The sequence below is a fragment of the Candidatus Bathyarchaeota archaeon genome (genome assembly GCA_026014805.1).
Classification (GTDB): domain Archaea; phylum Thermoproteota; class Bathyarchaeia; order Bathyarchaeales; family SOJC01; genus JAGLZW01.
Genome location: JAOZHR010000027.1, coordinates 15713 through 35489, shown reverse-complemented (window position 1 = coordinate 35489; position 19777 = coordinate 15713). Strand labels below are relative to the sequence as shown.

Here is a 19777-nt window from a genome sequence, read left to right as displayed (position 1 = left end):
CAGCTTATTTTTCTTGAAGAAGCCATTTAAGCGGTATATCTTGAAACGTGCCGTCCGGCAACGTTCTGCGGATAGTCATGGGAAGCATACCACTTTCAAGTTCACTCAGGGCAATATCAATAGGACTAGAAAGAGTGGAAGGCTCTACAAGGAGGGGTGCACCCATAGCGACTTGAAGCGCCCTAGCACCCACTATGCGAGCCTTCTCGAAACGTGTTAACTTCGGAGGACCTATGTCGATCTTATTGTGGGAAGACGTCTCCTTAAAACTCCCCACCGCCCGGAGGCATCCCGCCCATTCCGCCCATACCACCCATGCCTCCAGGGCCACCCGGAGGCCCAGCAGGCATTTTCGCTTTGCCGGATGCGATGATGTCATCGATCTTCAAGATCATTGTTGCGGCTTCAGTTGCGGATTTTATAATTTGCTTCTTTACGACGAGGGGCTCATAAACGTCTGCTTTGTTCATGTCGCCTACTTTGCCGTTGAAAACGTCTACTCCTGCCCATATCTGCTTCTTTTCGTGGCGTGCTCTTAACTCGGATATGATGTCTATTGGGTCTAGTCCTGCGTTCTTAGCCAAAGTCGTCGGTATTGCTTCTAATGCTTCTGCAAAACGCATTACTGCTAGTTGCTCTCTTCCAGGTAAGGTTTCTGCGTAGTTTCTCAATATTCTTCCTGCTTCAAGTTCTGAAGCGCCTCCGCCCGCTACAATTCTTGGTTCTTTCACTACGTCTCTGATGACGCAGAGGGCATCGTGTATTGAGCGTTCAGCTTCATCTACGATGCGATCTGTTCCGCCACGTATTAGAATTGTTACCGAGTGGGGGTGCTTGCATCCTTCAATGAAGGTCATTTTATCGTCACCTATCTTGCGTTCTTCCACGACTGCAGCGTAGCCAAGGTCTTTCTTAGTTATGCTATCTAAGTTGCTAACTATTTTTCCACCAGTAGCTTTAGTCAAACCTTCCATGTCTGATTTTTTGACCCGCCGCACCGCTAGAATATTCTTTCTCGTCATGAAATGTTGGGCTAAGTCGTCGATGCCCTTTTGGCAAATAACCACAGTTGCGCCTACCTTCGCGAGTTTGTTCACCATTGCTTTTATCATGTTCTCTTCTTGTTTAAGGAAAGCTTCCATTTGCTCGGGGCTCTCAATATTGATTTTTGCGTCAAATTCAGTTTTCTCAATCTCTAAAGCGGTGTCAAGCAACGCTATTTTCGCTTTTTCAACTAGTTTCGGCATTCCTGAGTGAACTATTTCTTTGTCAACTACGATGCCGTTGATGAGCTTGGTGCCCCTAATGGATTCGCCCGGCTTCTTCTGGATTTTCACGTCGTCCAAGTCGACCTTATATTCTGTTCCAGTTTTTTCTGCCACGGAAAGAATAGCGTCCACCGCCAAGTCCGCAAGATAGTCACGGCTTTCTGATACGAGTTTACTTGCCATGGAAGTCATGGCTACTTTTTTGAGGAATTTCTTGTTTGTAGAGTCTACTTTGATAGCGATTTTCTCCAGTGTTTCTAGAGCTTTTTCAGCTGCCTTTTTGTATCCGTCTATGATGACGGTGGGATGAACGCTTTTGTTGATGAGGTCTTCAGCTAGTGATAAGAGTTCGCCTGAGAAGACTACGGCTGTAGTTGTGCCGTCGCCGACCTCGTTGTCTTGGGTTTTAGCCACTTCCACCATCATTTTGGCTGCTGGATGTTGTATGTCCATTTCGTCTAAAATTGTGCGTCCGTCGCTTGTTATAGTGACGTCGCCGAAACTGTCAACGAGCATTTTGTCCATACCTTTCGGGCCGAGTGAGGATTTTACGGATTCTGCGACGATTTTTGCTGCCATAATGTTGGCGTGTTGAGCTTCTCTTCCTCTTGATCTTGAGGAGCCTTCACGGAGAATTAAAACGGGAGTTCCTGATAGTCCTACTGACAATTTTACATACACCTTCTTTCTTTTATTACGCGGAACTACAGAAACAGCTTAGCAATATAAATTTTTCTAAAGCCTTTCGCTGGCAGCCATCAATTTCACTTCAAATACTAAAGGTTAATGTGACAATGATTAAGGACCTTTAGAAACCTTCATCAATCAAAGGCATTCTCTCAAGATCAAGTGATCTCTTTTTCAATCATTGTTGCAATTTCAGCAGCAATGACGATGTTCTTTTTTAGCTCATCCATATCTGGTGAAATGTTTCTGTAAAGCTCTATCGCACCGCGGTCTCTAGTCCTTATCAGAATCAGGTTAGTAGGATAGAAATAGTGACCGAATATATCTTTGCTTCGTAAGGATTCTTCATCCGAACTGTGCAAGTGCTTAATGTGTATTTGAGTGAAAACTACTTTGTCTTCAAACTTTTGTGCTACTTCTGTTGCTAATTTGTTAAGCTTTGGTTTCTGTTTTTCACAGGCTGAGCACCCATCCCTAGCAATAGCGATAACATAGACTTTTCCGAGGTCTGGAGCTAAATATTCTAAGGGAGATTCATCTGTCTCTGAAATCTCCTTCTCAAGCTCAGCAAACTCAATCTTGCCAATTTTCACAGAGTCTTATTAGTCGAAAAAATATTTAAACAATCTGATAATGCTTTAACTTAGCTATGTTTTGGCTTCTCCAGAATGATAATTTCTATGTGAATCACCGTTGCTTTGAGCAAACGAGTTTCGATGGTACACACTGAGATAGGAGCCAACGGATTTAAATCTTGAATTTTTCCTTAAATGGGTCTATGCGCAAAGATACTTATTACAGAGAGAAGCTTTCAGCTAATAAGCTTCTTAGCTGTTATGAGATGGCTCCTCCAAGGATTAAACAGTATCTTGACGCAGAGGTCCAATTCGTCATTTCTAGCTTTCATGGTGCAGATTTGGTTCTTGAACTTGGATGTGGTTATGGTAGAGTTATGAAAGCGGTATCACAGTTTGTTTCACATATTGTTGGAAATGATATCTCCAAGGAAAGTTTAGAACTTGTAATGTCATATATGGGAAGTCATGAAAACTATAGCGTGTTTCTGATGGATGCATCTCAAATGTCATTTCGTTCATGCATTTTTGATGCTGTGTTTTGCATTCAAAACGGCATATCCGCACTTGGGGTTAACGAGAGACAGCTCATCGCCGAATCGGTAAGAGTGACAAAAGACGATGGAATTATTCTCTTTTCTAGTTATTCTCCAAAAATATGGGAAGCTCGTCTGGAATGGTTTAGACAGCAATCACGGGTTGGTCTTATAGGAGAGATAGATGAGGAAAAGACCTGCGACGGAACTATTGTGTGCGCGGACGGTTTTAAGGTTACTACTGTAAGCAACGACCAATTCGCCAGGTTGTTTGATGAATTCGGATTGAATGTGTCTATCATTGAAGTTGACGAATCTAGCATTTTCTGTAAATTTATTAAAGGGAAGTAGTTTGTGCTTGGATTGCACATAACATACGCATATTCCCTAGTTTGCGGCTTTTTGAGTTCAAAGAGAGATTTGGAAGTTTATGAAATCTTTAATTGATTTATAAATTTGAGAATTAGGTGAATCTAGTGTACTTGTTGCAAAAATATGTGAGTGTTAAAAAAAGAGAAGGGAGGAACTATGGACCAGTGGCTAGTATGTCCTCTTCTGGTGGCAGCGTTTTGATTAGTCCATGTTTCATTAGGAGGTGGGTTGACTCTCTTGCGTTCTTGATGATTGCTACAGCTCTTTCCCACAGTTCTTGTTTGGAAGGTTTGACACGAGCGACACCTTCTTTTATGCTTTGCAGGGCGCAGGCAACTGCCTCACGAGGGTAGACTTCCCATTCTTCCATGCGTGGAACAATGTCGTTTTCGTTTATGCCTCTTTCCTCGGCGAACTGGGCTAACTCGTTGGCTGCGGCTACGCACATGTCGTCTGTTACTGTGGTGGCTCTGACGTCTAGGACGCCGCGGAATATAGCTGGAAAGCCTAGGCTGTTGTTGATTTGGTTGGGGAAGTCGCTGCGTCCTGTGCCTATTATTCGTGCGCCTGCTTCTTTTGCTTCCCATGGCCAGATTTCTGGGATGGGGTTAGCGCATGCAAAGACTATGCTGTTTGTGGCCATTTGGCTTATCCATTCTTTTTTGATGGTGCCCGGGCCTGGTTTGCTGGCAGCTACCATCGCATCTGCGCCTTTGAGGGCTGTTGCCATATCGCCTGTTCTGCCCTCTGCGTTGGTTTTTTGGGTTAGTTCGTATTTCCACGGGTTTTCTTCTTTTATTTTTTCTATGTCGGGTCTTCCGAGGTGGAGGATGCCTTTGGAGTCGACGAGAATAATATTTCCTGGTTTGAATCCGGCGCGGAAGAGAACATATGCAGTACGGGTGTTGGCTGAGCCGACGCCTATGAGGGTAATAAGGGCTTCAGAGGGTTTTTTGCCTACGATCTTCAGCGCATTAAGCAAGCCTGCTAGGATGACTGTTGCGGTGCCTTGTTGATCATCGTGCCAAACGGGTATGTTGAGTTTTTTACGGGCTTGATCTAGTACATAGAAGCATTTGGGTTTGCTAATGTCTTCAAGGTTTATGCCACCGAAAGTAGGCTCGATAAGCTCACATGCATGGACAATTTCATCGGGGTCTTTGGTGTTGAGGCAAATTGGAAACGCGTCAACCCCGCCTAGGTATTTGAAGAGTAATGCTTTGCCTTCCATGACGGGCATTCCTGCTTTGGGGCCTATATCGCCCAGGCCGAGGACGCGGGTGCCATCAGTGACTACAGCTACGTAGTTAGCTCGGTTGGTTTGGGTCCAGACTTCCGATGGGTTTTCTTTGATTTTGCGGCAGTTGGCGGCGACGCCTGGGGTGTACCAGATGGCGAAGTCAGCCGGGCTGCGGATGGCACATTTTGGCATGACTTGAACTTTGCCTTCGTAGAAGGGATGGTAAGCTAGGGCTAGTTTTGCGGGGCGTTTAGCTTTTTCGAGTAATTGTTCAACGGTGACTTTTTCTTCGGTCATGACTGGTTATTTCTCCTTGTTTGAAGAAATAGTGGCTTGGCACATAAAGGATTTAAACATTATGGAAAGCTAAGTTCATTACCAACAATGAATTATTGTACCGAATTATAGTCGCTATGCTCATAACCAACTTCTGCTTAATCTGAAGCGTCACAATTCATATTTGACTTCTATTAGTAGCCTGCTTAGCCAAATGAAAATCGAGGGAGTTCCAAAGGCGGCGGGCTCACATGTAGTTTAAAAGATTAAGAACAACTTCTTCTTAAAGAAGAGAAAGGCGAACAATGTATGGTCGAGCTAAGGCAAATCGAATTAAACAGAATTCGTCCAAATAGGCTGAATCCACGTCTTGACATGAACATTGAAAGGCTCAACGAGCTTGCTGATAGCATCAAACAAGTAGGTCTTCTGGAACCACTCATACTCCGACCTGTAGACGACGAATACGAGGTTGTTGTAGGCGAACGACGCTATCGTGCATCGCAACAGGCAGGACTGCGAAAGGTTCTTGCAATTATCCGTAACTTCACAGATGAGCAAGTAATAGAGTTGAACCTTATCGAAAACATACAAAGGGAAGATCTAAATGCCGTAGAGAAAGGAAATTGCTGTAAACAACTCCTAGAAAAATACCCTGAGAAATATCCATCGAAAGAAGTTATCGGAAAGAAAATCGGCGTCTCCTCCGACACTATCAATAACTGGCTTAGGTTAACAGAGGCACCCGTAGAAATCCAAAAAATGATTATATCGACAGAAAAAGTGGGCGTGCCACGAGAACTTGGTAAACTTGACTACAGTACAGCCCTTACAATCACCCGCCAAATCGAGGAACCGACAAGGCAAATTGAAGTCGCTAAAGAAATTGCCAGCAAACCAGTTCACGGTAGAAAAGCACGTCGAGTAATTGCAAAAGCTGCTGAAGAACCAGAAAAACCTGTTGAAGAAATCGTCAAAGAGGTCATTGAAGAACCTTGCGAACTCATTTTCACTGCACTCAACAGAGACCCTGTTCTAAAAGGCTTGCAAACTCAAACCACAAGAATAGCCCCTCCAGATACAAAAATAAAAACCGGCAAAATAGTCTACGCTACAGTATTAGAACCACATTTCGCAGATCTACGCATCATCTCAGTTGAAAGAAAACGATTGAAGTATTTTAACGGAGAAGACGCCAAGGCAGAAGGAGGTTTCACGCTAGGAGAATTTAACGAAATTTGGAAAAAGACGTACGGTGAATGGAACGAAAACCAATTAGTCTACATTATACGCTTCGAAAAGATTTAATCCGTTTTGCGTTCCACCCAAGAAAACTTCTTCTGTAACGCCTTAGGATAATAAAGCTTCCAGTCAAAATCTACTTTTCGCCCCCACCCGTAGTAAATGCGAGGGTCAATGTAACTCTTCAAAGAAGTTCCAAGATTGTAATCTCTAGTATCACGAAAAGCCTTAATCTTGCGTTGAAGAATCTTAGCTCGTTTCTTTGCACTAGGAGTACCTTTAGCTTTCAGTTTCTTCAATCTCTCCATCTTTTTCTCCAAAGACTCCTTCCAGTTCTTCCTAGGCTTTCTCTTATGATTACAAACGATAGCAGCTTCAAGATTAGCCATAGTTGCAACATGCTTCTTTTCATACTCCGGATCCGGCTTTGAAACATCAGAACTGTAGAGAAAATCAGCCACTACCTTAGAGGAGTGGTAGGTTCTGAAGACCTTGCTTGAAATACCAGTCACGATCTCGTCGAGAAAAAGTGAAACATTCTTTGACCTTACCCCTTCGAAAATCGATGACTCGGCAGATTTCATAAACTCCTTAACATTGCCAATGACCTGTTCAGGCAGTCGAATTCGTTTTTGCCATCTAACAGCATCTTTACCTAAAAAGTCAAAGGTTACTACACGATTTTTTCCGAATTTTACATGTCCAGGTCTCAACGTTGTGGCACCCACCGTGTCTGCTTCGTCTGCATCTTTCTCGTCGCCAACACGCAGTTTCAAAACATCAATCAGATAACACACAGTGGCAATTTTGCGCCTTGTAGCATCTTCAGCATCCAGATTAGTCATTATATGTTTTCTAACATCTTCTATCCTTTTACTAAGCTCAATAGCCTTGTTGAATTTTTCTACATCTTTGCGTTGTTTCAAAGGTGACGAGTCCGCCAGCCACACATATTTCTCTTTACCCCGAAGTTTATCGTCCCACTTAGCTATCCACATATTATCTAGTTGCCACACTATTTCTTTCCAGTTACCCGGTGGCTTTGGCGCATTTGGCGAAAGGTTAAGAACTATGTCGCTTTTGCCTGCGCCATGTTTCCAACGTCCTCGTAACGGATGCTTTCCTCGCCCCATGAAAATGCTTGAGGGCTCAGCAGTATAGTTACCGATTTCTACTTTGACGCCATCCACTTTGGCAAAGCCATATTTTTCCTTGTTTTTCTCTCTTATCGCCTTACGTTCTGCAGCCAATTTCTTTTTTTGTTCCTTTGTAAGACTCAGTTTGAAGGCTTTTTCCTCTTCAACATGCTTTATTACAAGTGAAAAGTCAAAGTTTTCTGATGGTATCTTGACTTTTATGCCTAGTGCTTTGCGAAAGTCTTGGAAGAAGTTTTTGACGAAAACAGGATCCTTGACATATTCGGTGCCAAGCTTCTTAGCCCATGCAATAGCCATTTCTTCTTGCTCTGGCGTTAAGTTCACGCGGTTGCCCTGCACTGTTACATGTAATTTTCGCCATTCTGGCTTTTTCGGAATGAGGACACCGTTGTGAATCAGCTGTTTCATTTGAGCTCTCCATTATCTTCTGTTTTGCTTTAATTAAATCTTCACTCAAAAAACGCGAACAAGTAAATAAGTTTCAGAAGTTTAGAACTTTTCGGGGGTTCATGTTCCCATGTTTTTCTTTAGGTGTGCACATGTGATATTAAGATAGAGCGTCAAAATATGTGGTAAACCAGTAGAGCCACTGCAAACGACATAGCTAATGATGGCGCTAAAAACTTGTACACCTTGTTTAGCGAGCACTTGAAGTAATCGGCAGTTAAAACTAGGCAGAGATGAGTAGGAGCGGCTAAATATCCTAGAAAAGCTGAAATATAAAGCAAACTTGCACTGCCTGATGTAAAATTCAATGTCCCTTCAAGTATTGGGACGCTTATTGCTATACTTCCAGAGGGTGAACCGACAAGGAATCCTAGAACTGCTGGAACCGCTGACAACAGCAAGACCTCGTTCATGTTCCAAGTGGCAATTGTTTGGCCCAGAACCTCTGAAACTCCAGAGGCCATAGTAGCGCTTCGCAGCAGCATGGCGCCGTAGGCAGCTAAGGCTATCTTGTAAACTGCGACGTTTGAGATCGTTTTAAGAATAATGTGCCGACGAGGTTTGGTGATAAGGAGCAACAAGGCTATCCCTATAAATGCCGCGATGGAAACATCAACCCCAAAGATTACAACAGTCAGAATCATCGCTAAGATTGGCGAAAACGATATTAAGAAACTCTTAAGATTCTCCTGAAAATTCGCCTCTGAGACCACATCTTTAGAAACAGTAGCTTTCTTTAGCACCGCAAAATATCCTACGACTGTCATGGCAATGGCAACAGGAATCTGGCTCATAACTATCGACGTTATCGACGTACCTGTAAGGGCCGCTGCAAGTATAATGACTTGGCTCATCGGATACACTGGAAAAATTATGTGCCTAAACCACACGTTCACGAAAGCTTTCTCATTTTCTTCCAGTTTGAGCTTTTCAGCTTCTTTCTCCACGAGCGGCGCTGACATCAAAGCTCCCCCTGGCACTGCAAGAAGCCCTATCATGGCTGGAAGTGCGCTCACTATAAGCTTAGGATTTCTAAGTAAACCGCTGAAGCTTCCGCTAAGGGACTCTAAAGCTTTTGTTTCCCTGTAAAGAAGGCTCAACAGCATTATTCCTATGGTTACTGCCACAAGCGAGATTGTAAGTAGGTTAGAAGTGGTTTCAACCAAGACCTTGAAAACACCAGTCAGACCCATTGAAAGAAGGCTCATAATTATTGCGCTGGAAACCAACGTCACTCCTATACTCACACGTTTGTACAACATAGCTGCTAGAAAGACGAATGAAACAACAAGCGCCACCACGGGGTCAAGCAAGACCAAACTAACTGCTCCTAGCTTCGACAGAAGCACATCAATAGCACCAATCTGCATTAAACCTTCCCCTCAACACAGATAACAATCCTAGAGAGACTCTCAAGTCAACCGACAAAGGTAACATTCTGAAAAAAGCGGTCATGGTGGGGTCGCTGGGATTTGAACCCAGGACCACCAGCACCCCAGGCTGGTATCCTAGACCACTCTATGCGGAACTGAACCAAGATACACAGATTCCGCAAACTAGACGACGACCCCAACAACCATCAAAATACGACGACTTGATAATAAACACTTTGATAAAAGCCACAAACTCAGGAACACAGGAAATTATCAACACTCTAATAGACCTCAAAAACAGAGGACTAGGAGAATCAACCATTAAGGACACATCATACAAGCTAAGACAACTCAGCAAAATGACAGACCTTCACAACCCCGAAGCAGTAAGGGCAACAATCGCCAACCACAAAGTAGCAAACAGCACCAAAACCAAAATGGTGCAAGCATACAAATACTATGCAGAAACACATCAAATCAAGTGGACACCACCACGCTATAGATGGGAACGCAAAATCCCACTAATCCCAACCACAGCCAACATAGACAAAATAATAGCAGCAGCCACACGCAAATACGCGACAATCTTTACAATCCTAAAGGAAACAGGCTTAGAAGGACACGAACTAGCAACCACAACACGCAAACACATAGACAGCCAACAGGGCATAATCAGCGCACAGGGCTGCAAAGGACACAACTCACGAGCAATAAAACTAAAACAAAAAACCGCTGACATGCTCAGGCAATACCTTCACAAATACACAACAGATAAACCATTTCCAAACTCAAGAGCAATGGGCGAAGCATGGAGACACACAAGAAACAAACTATCAAAAACACTACAAGAACCACAACTCAAAACAATCCCACTCAGAAACCTAAGACACTACCACGCAACAATGTTATACGACAAAACAAAAGACATCCTACTTGTAAAACAGAGACTAGGACACAAAAAAATAGAAACAACAATGTTCTACACACAACTAATCACATTCAACGAAGAAGAAGATTACACCTGCAAAACCGCAAGCAACGTTAAAGAAGCCACCGATTTAATAGAACACGGATTCGAATACATAACCGAAATGGAAGGACTAAAACTATTCCGAAAACGCAAATAACCCTCTTTTGTCATTAAGCAATTGCTCTAAATTATTGCTCACGTCAACACAACACCCTAAGGGTGAAAGAAGCCATTCGCCTCTCGGAAAGAACTACTAAGAACTCTTATAAAAACTACTCTCCCCCGCGCTTTTCCGCAAGGCTGTTCGCCTTGCTCCCACCCTCCCGCCCTCACCCAAACCATTGTTCCAATACTCAGTCTATTAAGCGCTTACAACTGCTGACTGAGGTCAGCATAGAGATTCGGTATTTGTAACCTTTACACGTGAGACATCGGAAGGATCCCCCCGCAAGCGGACTCCCCCCTTGACCTAGTCTCACCAAACTATCAATGACGGCTAAGGAAGCCCAACGCCACAGCAAACCCTTTTCGCGGCGACTTCCTCGGTGCTTTCGCCTTAACGACGAGGTATGAAGGGATGTGTGTATGCGAGTATCCCCCCATCCCAACCCTTCCCCCAAGCGAAGGGCTACTACTTTTCTTGCGACCAGTGCAAATGCATGCAAGATTTTTAGCTTTGATTTTGCTGACGCTCGCAACCTAGAAAACTTTCTGTAAACAAAAGGAACACGCATGCGCTAATCACGTTCATCTATAATTCAATGGTTCATTTCCCATAAGTATTAAGAACTAAGTAGGGCATGTAGTTAACGATGTAAAATGAGTAGAAAGCTTGTATTGTTGATTATCCTAGTTCTTGTAATCTCAAGCGTTATTTCTCTAAGCTTTCACATCCCTTCTGCAAACGCCACGATATCCATTGAAGGGCACATAACTTCAGACACCACTTGGACGCCTGTCGATACTTACCGAGTCGTTAACGACACCTATATTGACTCAAACGCATCGTTAACCATCGAAGCTGGAGTTCATGTGAATTTTGATGATAATGTTTCTCTAATTGTTGAAGGCGGATTGAATGCTTCAGGAACCGAATCCAATCCAGTAATTTTTACATCAAGCAGAGTTGCAAGCAACCCGCCAGACCCATATGCTGGAGCTTGGAAAACAATAGAATTCAAAGGAAACTCAACCGAACAGCTCACGCTGAAGCACACCAAAGTAGAATACGCTATTCACGGAATCACCATCAATAGCCCAAAGCTTGCAACAATCGAAAAAAGCGAAATTACAAATTGCTCGGAAAGCGGCATAAAACTACTTGGCGAAAATAACGTGCTAATACGGGAAAACAACATAACAAAGAACAAAAATGGGATAGCTGGGGGAATAACTACTTACACTGACATACATTCAGGTATCATTTTCACCAACAACATAATTTCAGAAAACCAAGAGAACGGAATTTACTTACTAAGTTACACCCCACGCGAGGGCAAAAGATGCATTCGCAATGTTACGTTTTCTTCCAATACTATTTCGTCAAACGGTATAAATGGGGCTTGTTTGTTCGCATACGGTGGGGGTGGCCGAAGCGACATTTACAATGTCAATTTCTCGTCTAACACAATATTGGAAAATTGGGGAAACGGTGTATATGCCAGTGCTCAAGACTATTGCAAATCATCAATTTTTAATTTGATACTCACGAATAACACAGTCTTAGCAAACAAGCAAAAAGGCGTTTGGATAAATCGTGTCAATGCAAACGTCAGTGACAACACCCTATCTCACAATTTGTATGGAATTAGCCTCTCCTCATCATCCAACAGTGTTATCTCTGGAAACAAAATAGCAAACAACACCTATGGTGTCCAACTTGAGGATTCCTCGAAAAATGTTGTGAGACAAAACATTATGTCTAACAACAGCTACAATTTTGATCTTCGAAGTGATGAGCTTTCAGAGTTTGTTAATTGGGTAGGTTCTTCTAACTTGGTCGATGGAAAACCAGTATACTATTGGATAAACAAACATGACGCTGAAGTACCATTGGACGCTGGGTATGTGGTCCTCGTAAATTGCACAAACATAAGGGTCAGGAATCTAACGCTAACAAAGAACAATCCTGGAATCTCACTCGCAAACACAAGAAACAGCACTATATTTTGGAACAACATAGCAAACAATGATGTTGGCATCTCTCTCTATTCGTCTTCATACAACGCAATTTCTGGAAACAACATAACAGAAAACAACTCCGAAGGCGTTTATCTCTTTGATTCTTCAGATTGCAACATTGTTTCTGGCAATAACATAACAAACAACTCATATGGTCTCCGCCTGCTGTCTTCGTGCAGCAACAACCATGTTTCTGGGAACAGAATAGCTAACAACAACAACTCGGGCGTCTTTCTCTACCAATCTTGCGACAACAACACTTTTTTCGGAAACAACATAACAAGCAACATCGACGGCATCCATCTCTTTAACTCTTCTAACAACAACATTTCCGAAAACCACATAGTAAACAACCGAAACGGTACGGTCCTCTCTAACTCTTCAAATAACACATTTTGTCACAACAATTTCATAAATAACAGCAAACAGGTAATTATGCAAACTCCAAACATTACAGATTTTTGGGACAACGGTGTTGAAGGCAACTTCTGGAGCAACTATATTGGAGTTGACTCGAACCGTGATGGAATAGGCGACACAGCGTATAAAATTGATGAGAATGGTAAGGACAATTATCCTTTGATGGGAGTGTTTTCCGACTTCAATGCTACCTCAGAATGGCACGTTCAAATTATCTGCAATTCCTCAATCTCTAATTTCCAATTCAATGGCACTGCAATAAGCTTCACTGCAACTGGTGAGAATGGCACTACCAGTTTTTGCAGAATGTGTGTCCCAAAAGATTTGATGGATGGTCCCTACATAGTGTTGGTTAATGGTGAAGAAGTTTCACATACTCTGCTATCATGCTCAAATAACATACACAGTTACCTATACTTTGCTTATAACCAATCAATACAAGAAATATTAATATCCCAACAATCTCTAACATTCGAAATCACACAACTACTCGTAGTAGCAACTGCACTAATACTAATAGCAGTAACACTAGTAGTAATAATCCACAAAAGAAAACACAATATCCCAACTGAGGAAAATGCTCAATTGAGGATTACTCAACAACAATCTAGTTGGTGCTGATTTCATCTTGTGCGTGCTCGTAGAGCAACACAACCAAACAAATTACATAGCTTCAAGAATCAACCAACCATCCTTAAACTCCCAACGCCTCTTACCAAAAGCAGACAACTTAACCAACTTCTCTAAAGGAACAGACTCAATACGAGAACCCTGCTTTCGAGTACGAATAAATAACCTAATCTTAGACATCTACATCAACACAGGGTATAAGACCAAAACGAACATATAAATAAGACAGTTGCCTATAAAATTCAAGAGGAAAACAAAATGAAAAAACAGCAAAGTCAACCGCTAGAGACACAGGGTATAACAAAGAAATACTACAAAGACCAACACCAACACCATTCCAAAAACAGACAACACAACAGAATTACTAAGGCTAAAGGCTGGTATCCTAGACCAAACTAGAGGCTCTGGAACTGGGATACACGCCTTCTCCAGACCAGACACCTTAACTAGACGACGACCCCACAGGTGAAGCCAGTAACCTTTGTGATGTAATCTCAAATTTTAAGGCTTTCCTCTCTGTGACTTGAATCAAGAATATGAAACTGTTCGTAACTATGCTCGGAAATCAAGACGTTTGCAGAGTTCATAGATGTTCCTTTGATTTTTGTTGATAAGCCGCACATAAAAGAGTTCTTGAAAAAGGCTAAAGGAAGATATACTCCGCAGAAAGCTATAATGGCTTTTCCTATTTTAAGGTGTAAAACTTTCCAACCAGCACGGAAGCAAGGAAAAGAAGAAACTGGTCTGAACGTAACGCCAAACACTATCAGAGAATGAGTTGAAAGCGAATTAGCATTATTACGAGTTACAGACGGATTTATGGACGCCTTCTGCTGAAGAGTGTCCAACTCTATTCCTGCAAGACACTATACAGACTATTCTTCACAGTCATTGAAGAAAGGTCTGCCAAAAAGCAAAACTAAGAGTTTTGCTGAAATGAGGAAGCCGTTATCCAGCAAATACTCTCCTTCCTTTGAAATCTTTGTCTTATCGAAGCGTTTGTTTTGCTCTGTCCGTTTGCAGAAAATTTTTATGTTTGCACTTCCATTGCACTTGAATACCCTTGAGGGATCTTAATGAAAAGAAGAAACAGGCTCGAAATTATGGCGGAAATATTGAGTTTATGCAAACGACCACAGACGAAGACAAAAGTGATGTATAGTGTGAGTCTATCATGGAAGGTTTTAGTGAAGTATCTCTCTTACCTTCAATCACAAGGGCTACTGAAAGTTCATAATAGCCCAATTGAATATGCTACAACTCCAAAGGGACTTAGTTTCGTCGGAAAATGGACAGAACTGGCAGAACTTATTTAGCTCTGCATATCTGCATTTTAGAACACGGTGTCTTAACCAGACAAAATAACCAAGCGTGTGTTCTTGACGTTTTAGAATGTATTAAGATGTAACTGTTTTTTGGTCAATGCAGTGGATTATTTCGCTATCCGTCAGTATTGAAATCAGAACATTTCAGTCGTGTCAATCATTGTGACAACTGAATAGACATAGCCAATACCCTACCACATTATTAAAGCAGATTACTGCTGTGTCGGGGGGATTAGAAAAAAAGGGAAGATATGTGCCAATGTCGTAGTGTTAAGTTGTTAGTACACTGCGTGTTAATGGCGAAGATTCAAATTCCGAAATTAACTCCAAACCTTTGGCGGTAGTTTTATACAATCTACCATATTCTTCGACGAAGCCTTTGGCTTTTAGAAAACCAAGGTATCTGTTGAACTGCTCGCAACTTAATGAAACTGAGCTAAGCAAGTGTGTTTTCAGCATGCCTTTTTTTGCGGCTCTCAGAATGGTCACTGTAATTACCAGAGATCCCCTTCTCCCTGATGGAAAATCCAACTTCATGGCTTATCCAGATATATTATATAAGTATTTTCTATAACATAAACCTATTTGCTGACACTAATGGTAATGTCATTTTAATCCTTTTGACTGGGCATATAGCTGAAATATTATTAGCAATCTTGTATATGATTATGAAAGATGTTAAAGGGAAACGGTAGAGTCTCTGGTCTTTGGGATAGTATTCGCGGTTGCAGTGCTCATTTCAGGAATATTTCTTTTAACTTTTTCTAGTGACAAGGCCGTTGAACACTCGGTTCATTTTGCTTCTACATTAGGGATTTCTTCTCTCATGATAGGTCTCATACTAGTATCTATTGGTACGGATCTACCAGAAATCGCAAATTCAATCGTTGCGTGTTCAAGTGGGCACGGAGATATTGATGTAGGAGATTCCATTGGGTCCGTCCTAACCCAGATCACGTTGATATTGGGACTTATTCCTTTTCTAGGCAGAAAATTCAAAGTAAAAAGAAGGGAAGTCTTAGTGATAGGTGCCTTCGAGGTTTTGGCACTCATACTAGCCATATCTGTAGTACTAACCGGGTTCACGAGAGTGAAGGCATTCTTGCTGATAGCCAGTTGGCCAATCTTCCTTTTAGTAATAAAGAAAACTACGGCAAAGGACATTGTGAAAAAGAAACAATTAAAAACGCAGACTGGAAGGCACTATCTCATTCACTTGGTGATAGCTGCTCTAAGTTATGTTGGTGTTGCAGTTGGTGCGTTAGCAGTCGTTCAATCGGTAATCAGTATGTCGAACGAGTTAGGCGTACCCGAATTCTTCATCAGCTTTTTTGTGCTGGCAATCGGCACATCGCTTCCTGAGCTTGTGGTGGACTTGACTGCAATACGCAAAAGACAGTATGAACTTGCAATAGGAGACATTATAGGGAGCTGCATTGTCGATGCGACTGTTTCTATTTCTATAGGACAGTTATTCTTTCCAACGGCTGTTTTTGTTGGGTCACCTGAACGTTCGATCTTACTTGCCTTGTATGCAATACTTGCCTCTGCCGTCGTAATATTAACGCTTGCATTAAGAGAAAAAGTCGACAGAAGGGCGGGGGGGTTATTTATTATTTTATATTTGATTTCTTATACACTGTTATATGCAGTGTGAAGAGTACCTTCCAAAATTCTACATTTTCTGAGAATTTCCTCGAAATTTCTTCTGTTTCTATTTTTCTTATACGTTCTCAAAGCATTCACTAACTCATCTTCGCTGATTTTGTCAAGTTTTTTTTGAATCAATTTGGCAGTTAGGCTTCCTATGAAAAGGTATTGGCAAAGAGAAGTGACGTTGGAGACACGTCTGGAAATGCTTGCAGTTTCGAAATCCACAAGGTATGGTGAGTCATTCGGTTTGATAATTATGTGCTTTGGTGCGTGGCTTAGCTCGCCATGATCTAAACCTGCTTTGTCCAATCTCCAGGCCTGTTCTAAAACTAGACGCAAAGTGTGGCGGAGCCTTTTTCCTGCGTTTTTCCCTGTCAGCGTTCTTATCCATTCTGGAAAAAGCTTGCCTTCAACAAGTTCCATTAACAGAAAGTTTTTAGTGGTTCCGAGTATGCGAGGGCCAACTTTCATTCTATTTGCTTTCCTAAGCATTTGGGCTTCATGTTGCATCGTTATTCTATCTGCGTCTGTTCTACGAATCTTCAGGGCGACTTTTTCATTTTTTCTGTAGGCTGTGACTACTATGCCTATGCAGCCTTTTCCCAAGACAGGTATGTTATGGGCGAGTTTTTTCCCCATAAATTGGATTGTATCAATTCCTAATTTTTTTAATTCTTCAAGGCGATTTTCCAATTCGTCTGTTTTGTAGGTTGGATAACAAATAATGCGTCTATATTTTTCTTCGCGAAGTGATTCCAATGTAGTTTTTTGATTGTTACTTTGCAACTAAGGGCCCCCGGCTGATTATGTTTACTGATGGTGAGTTAGAAAAAAAGGTTTTGTCTGTGTGGCGATTGGAGTAGACTCTTCAATATACACTTTAGGTGAGCCGTAAATATAGTGAAAAGTTTCGATTTTTTAGAGAGAGACTAGGAATTTCTTGTGACCATTCTCTTATTGATATATGTCGATTTTCGAAATAAGTGTTTTATTAAGATTTACGATACGTTGTCTTTTAGGCGCGACTCTTGAAAAACCAAAAGGAGAAACAAACCGTTGATCTGCTAGCTCTTCCACAAAGGAAAAGGGTTCGCCTCTGCAAAGAAATTCATAATATCCTTGAACAAAGAGTTCAAGAACAAAGAGACATCCAATGAAAAACCATAATGGAAGCACTACAACCGTATAGGAACAAAAATTCCGCAGAAGTTTCAGATCCATATTTGTCGAGGATGAAAGACCAAGGCCGGAATTGTCTACCCCAAACACAAACTAACAACTTTTCCCATGTAATCTGTGAGATTTTTAGAAGCTCTAAACCTTTTCCATAGCTTAGAATAAGGCGAAGACAACTATCAGAGGAGCGAAAATCGAGGCAACTAGCGACATAACTGTTATCATCGTATTTAGTGATGGCCCTGCAGTGTCTTTGAAAGGGTCGCCAACAGTGTCACCTATAACTGCGGCCTTATGGGCGTCTGAGCCTTTGCCTCCAAGTTTTCCGGCTTCAATGTACTTCTTAGCGTTGTCCCAAGCGCCACCGGAATTTGCCATAAACAGCGCGAAGATTACGCCTGTAATTATGCTACCTCCGAGGAAGCCTCCTAGAGCTTCTTTGCCGAGAATAAATCCTATTGCAAGAGGAGATACAATTGCCAACACACATGGAAGTATAAGCTCTTTCAAGGCACCTTTTGTAGCTATATCAACGCATTTAGCATAATCAGGTTTAGCCTTTCCCTCAAGCAAGCCAGGAATTTCTCTAAACTGTCTTCTAATTTCCTCAATCATTCTGTCAGCATTTGTCCCCACAGCCAAAATAAGAAGAGCTGAAAGCAGTGGAGGCATCATCGCGCCAATAAAGAGACCAGTTATGACTGTAGGATTTGTTAACTCCATAACTAATGCCTCGCCTGTTACTCGCTCAACTATCTCACCATACATCGCAAATAGAGCGAGAACTGTCAAGGCCGCAGCACCTATAGCGAACCCTTTTGTTATGGCCTTGGAAGTATTACCTGCAGCATCAAGCCTATCAGCCACATCTATAACTTCCTGTTCCAGACCAGATTGCTCAGCGATTCCCTTAGCGTTGTCCACTATTGGTCCATAAGCATCAGCAGAAATTATAATCCCAACAATGGACAACATTCCAACAGCTGACATTGCAACACCATATAAACCAGCAAAATGCCATGATGCCAAAATAGCCACGCATATACCAATGACAGGCGGTACAATGCTCATCAAGCCATATGAGAAACCAGACAGAATGCTTATCGCCGCGCCAGTTTTTGCAGCTTCTGCGGTCTTCAAAACTGGTGACCGGTCTATTGATGTAAAATAGTCAGTTGTAATACCAATGACCATTCCTGCAATCAGTCCAGAAAGTGTTGCATAAAATATTCCGAGCCCTCTATCTCCAAGCTCCACATAATGAATTACCACGAACATTAACCCTACGAATATGAAACATGTTGAGAAAGTTCCTCTGTTAAGAGATGCTCCTGGATTATCTTTTCTCCAGATTTTTATTAAAACAATTCCAATTATGGACGCCAAAACTCCTACTGAGGCAATTAACAGCGGAAGAATCGTGAAAATTTCACTGGAAGCTCCGCCAATTCCCCAGCCTATTACCATCGCAGCCATAATAGCGGCGATGTAAGAGTCAACGAGATCTGCGCCCATACCTGCGACATCGCCTACATTATCGCCCACATTGTCAGCGATTACAGCGGGGTTTCTCGGGTCATCTTCAGGGATACCCATTTCAACTTTGCCAACCAAGTCTGCGCCTATATCCGCGGTTTTCGTGTAAATGCCTCCGCCAGCTTTCGCGAAAAGGGCGAGGGCACTTGCTCCGAAGCTAAATCCTAGAATGCTATCAAGGGCGAACTCTATACTGATCAACGTGCAGAGGGCGTAAAGAACGCCCAGTCCCAAAAGAGCCAATCCAACTATGGACAAGCCCATTATTGAACCTCCGAAAAACGCGGTTGGAAATGCCTCATTTAATCCCTTTCTTGCAGCATTCGCAGTTTTCACATTTGCTCTTACTGCTGCAGCCATACCAACATAGCTTGCTAATGTTGTGCAAAGTGCTCCGAAAACGTAAGCCAGTGCTATATGAGCTCCGAGCGCGATTGCTAGAACTAATGCCATGATCAAGATGAAGACTGCCAGCGTCATGTTCTGTCTTCTGAGATAGGCGTTAGCACCAATTTTGATGGCGTCTGCAATCTCTTCCATTTTTGAAGAGCCAATTTCTTGTTTGCTTAAGTAATAGTACAAGTAAAGCGCACAAATAATAGAGGCTAAGCCAGCTATTGGCGCTATTATTAGCAAACCCATTTTTTTTATCTTACCCCACTAGGTCTTCATGAGATACCATGCTTGTGCTTTTAACGGTTTCGAAAAAGTTT

General features: G+C 42.2%; 15 protein-coding genes. 6 read left to right on the top strand and 9 right to left on the bottom strand.

From position 1 onward, the window contains the following. Nucleotides 1-4: 4 nt before the first annotated feature. The 3 genes from NWE91_07560 to NWE91_07550 all read right to left on the bottom strand — a co-directional run bounded on the left by NWE91_07560 (nt 5) and on the right by NWE91_07550 (nt 2548). Nucleotides 5-277 carry a DNA-directed RNA polymerase subunit K gene (locus NWE91_07560; protein MCW3986244.1) on the bottom strand — a complete coding sequence of 91 codons (273 nt, stop codon included), beginning with the start codon at nt 275-277 and terminating at the stop codon, nt 5-7. After that, on the bottom strand, nt 264-1937 hold the full coding sequence (gene thsB / locus NWE91_07555; protein MCW3986243.1) for a thermosome subunit beta: 1674 nt from the start codon (nt 1935-1937) through the stop codon (nt 264-266). The genes NWE91_07560 and thsB overlap by 14 nt, the downstream gene beginning before the upstream one ends. Before the next feature lie 176 nt (nt 1938-2113). Then, nucleotides 2114-2548, bottom strand: a complete 435-nt coding sequence (locus NWE91_07550; protein MCW3986242.1) for a hypothetical protein — start codon at nt 2546-2548, stop codon at nt 2114-2116. A gap of 185 nt (nt 2549-2733) precedes the next feature. Here NWE91_07550 and NWE91_07545 point away from each other — a divergent pair, with 185 nt between their 5' ends. Continuing rightward, entirely contained in the window at nt 2734-3417 is a 684-nt protein-coding gene (locus NWE91_07545) for a class I SAM-dependent methyltransferase (GenBank protein ID MCW3986241.1), read from the top strand. A gap of 175 nt (nt 3418-3592) precedes the next feature. Here the strand turns inward: NWE91_07545 and NWE91_07540 are convergent, their stop codons facing one another. After that, on the bottom strand, nt 3593-4975 hold the full coding sequence (locus tag NWE91_07540) for an NADP-dependent malic enzyme (GenBank protein MCW3986240.1): 1383 nt from the start codon (nt 4973-4975) through the stop codon (nt 3593-3595). Between the two features lie 288 nt (nt 4976-5263). On the opposite strand from NWE91_07540, the gene NWE91_07535 reads away from it, so the two are divergent. Continuing rightward, nucleotides 5264-6262, top strand: a complete 999-nt coding sequence (locus NWE91_07535) for a ParB/RepB/Spo0J family partition protein (protein ID MCW3986239.1) — start codon at nt 5264-5266, stop codon at nt 6260-6262. On the opposite strand, the gene NWE91_07530 is transcribed toward NWE91_07535, so the two are convergent. Together NWE91_07530 and NWE91_07525 are read right to left on the bottom strand one after the other, a co-directional pair. Next, entirely contained in the window at nt 6259-7761 is a 1503-nt protein-coding gene (locus NWE91_07530) for a DNA topoisomerase I (protein MCW3986238.1), read from the bottom strand. The two genes, NWE91_07535 and NWE91_07530, sit on opposite strands and share 4 nt — an antisense overlap. 152 nt (nt 7762-7913) lie before the next feature. Continuing rightward, complete coding sequence (locus NWE91_07525; protein ID MCW3986237.1) at nt 7914-9170, bottom strand: DUF401 family protein; 1257 nt, start codon at nt 9168-9170, stop codon at nt 7914-7916. A gap of 83 nt (nt 9171-9253) precedes the next feature. Here NWE91_07525 and NWE91_07520 point away from each other — a divergent pair, with 83 nt between their 5' ends. From NWE91_07520 to NWE91_07510, 3 genes are all read left to right on the top strand, one after another. Next, nucleotides 9254-10300 (top strand): site-specific integrase, encoded by a 1047-nt coding sequence (locus NWE91_07520; protein ID MCW3986236.1) that lies wholly within the window; start codon nt 9254-9256, stop codon nt 10298-10300. A 662-nt stretch (nt 10301-10962) separates the two neighbouring features. Continuing rightward, the gene (locus NWE91_07515) at nt 10963-13365 is read left to right on the top strand and encodes a right-handed parallel beta-helix repeat-containing protein (GenBank protein MCW3986235.1); all 2403 of its coding nucleotides are present in this window, start codon (nt 10963-10965) and stop codon (nt 13363-13365) included. Nucleotides 13366-14450: 1085 nt separating this feature from the next. Beyond that, nucleotides 14451-14690, top strand: coding sequence for a winged helix-turn-helix domain-containing protein (locus NWE91_07510; GenBank protein MCW3986234.1), 240 nt, complete (start codon nt 14451-14453; stop codon nt 14688-14690). A 279-nt stretch (nt 14691-14969) separates the two neighbouring features. Here the strand turns inward: NWE91_07510 and NWE91_07505 are convergent, their stop codons facing one another. Next, a complete protein-coding gene (locus NWE91_07505; GenBank protein ID MCW3986233.1) occupies nt 14970-15236 on the bottom strand; it encodes a winged helix-turn-helix domain-containing protein in 267 nt (88 codons plus the stop codon). A 193-nt stretch (nt 15237-15429) separates the two neighbouring features. Here NWE91_07505 and NWE91_07500 point away from each other — a divergent pair, with 193 nt between their 5' ends. Then, nucleotides 15430-16356 (top strand): sodium:calcium antiporter, encoded by a 927-nt coding sequence (locus tag NWE91_07500; GenBank protein ID MCW3986232.1) that lies wholly within the window; start codon nt 15430-15432, stop codon nt 16354-16356. Here the strand turns inward: NWE91_07500 and NWE91_07495 are convergent. Beyond that, a complete protein-coding gene (locus NWE91_07495; protein MCW3986231.1) occupies nt 16332-17138 on the bottom strand; it encodes a serine/threonine protein kinase in 807 nt (268 codons plus the stop codon). The two genes, NWE91_07500 and NWE91_07495, sit on opposite strands and share 25 nt — an antisense overlap. Before the next feature lie 546 nt (nt 17139-17684). After that, complete coding sequence (locus NWE91_07490; protein ID MCW3986230.1) at nt 17685-19706, bottom strand: sodium-translocating pyrophosphatase; 2022 nt, start codon at nt 19704-19706, stop codon at nt 17685-17687. Between the last annotated feature and the right edge of the window lie 71 nt (nt 19707-19777).

Coding starts and splice junctions, on each gene's coding strand:
- NWE91_07490 (MCW3986230.1), bottom strand. CDS start 19,706: ATGGGTTTGCTAATAATAGCGCCAATAGCTGGCTTAGCCTCTATTATT.
- NWE91_07520 (MCW3986236.1), top strand. CDS start 9,254: ATGGTGGGGTCGCTGGGATTTGAACCCAGGACCACCAGCACCCCAGGC.
- NWE91_07545 (MCW3986241.1), top strand. CDS start 2,734: ATGCGCAAAGATACTTATTACAGAGAGAAGCTTTCAGCTAATAAGCTT.
- NWE91_07525 (MCW3986237.1), bottom strand. CDS start 9,170: ATGCAGATTGGTGCTATTGATGTGCTTCTGTCGAAGCTAGGAGCAGTT.
- NWE91_07510 (MCW3986234.1), top strand. CDS start 14,451: ATGAAAAGAAGAAACAGGCTCGAAATTATGGCGGAAATATTGAGTTTA.
- NWE91_07540 (MCW3986240.1), bottom strand. CDS start 4,975: ATGACCGAAGAAAAAGTCACCGTTGAACAATTACTCGAAAAAGCTAAA.
- NWE91_07515 (MCW3986235.1), top strand. CDS start 10,963: ATGAGTAGAAAGCTTGTATTGTTGATTATCCTAGTTCTTGTAATCTCA.
- NWE91_07535 (MCW3986239.1), top strand. CDS start 5,264: ATGGTCGAGCTAAGGCAAATCGAATTAAACAGAATTCGTCCAAATAGG.
- NWE91_07505 (MCW3986233.1), bottom strand. CDS start 15,236: ATGAAGTTGGATTTTCCATCAGGGAGAAGGGGATCTCTGGTAATTACA.
- NWE91_07530 (MCW3986238.1), bottom strand. CDS start 7,761: ATGAAACAGCTGATTCACAACGGTGTCCTCATTCCGAAAAAGCCAGAA.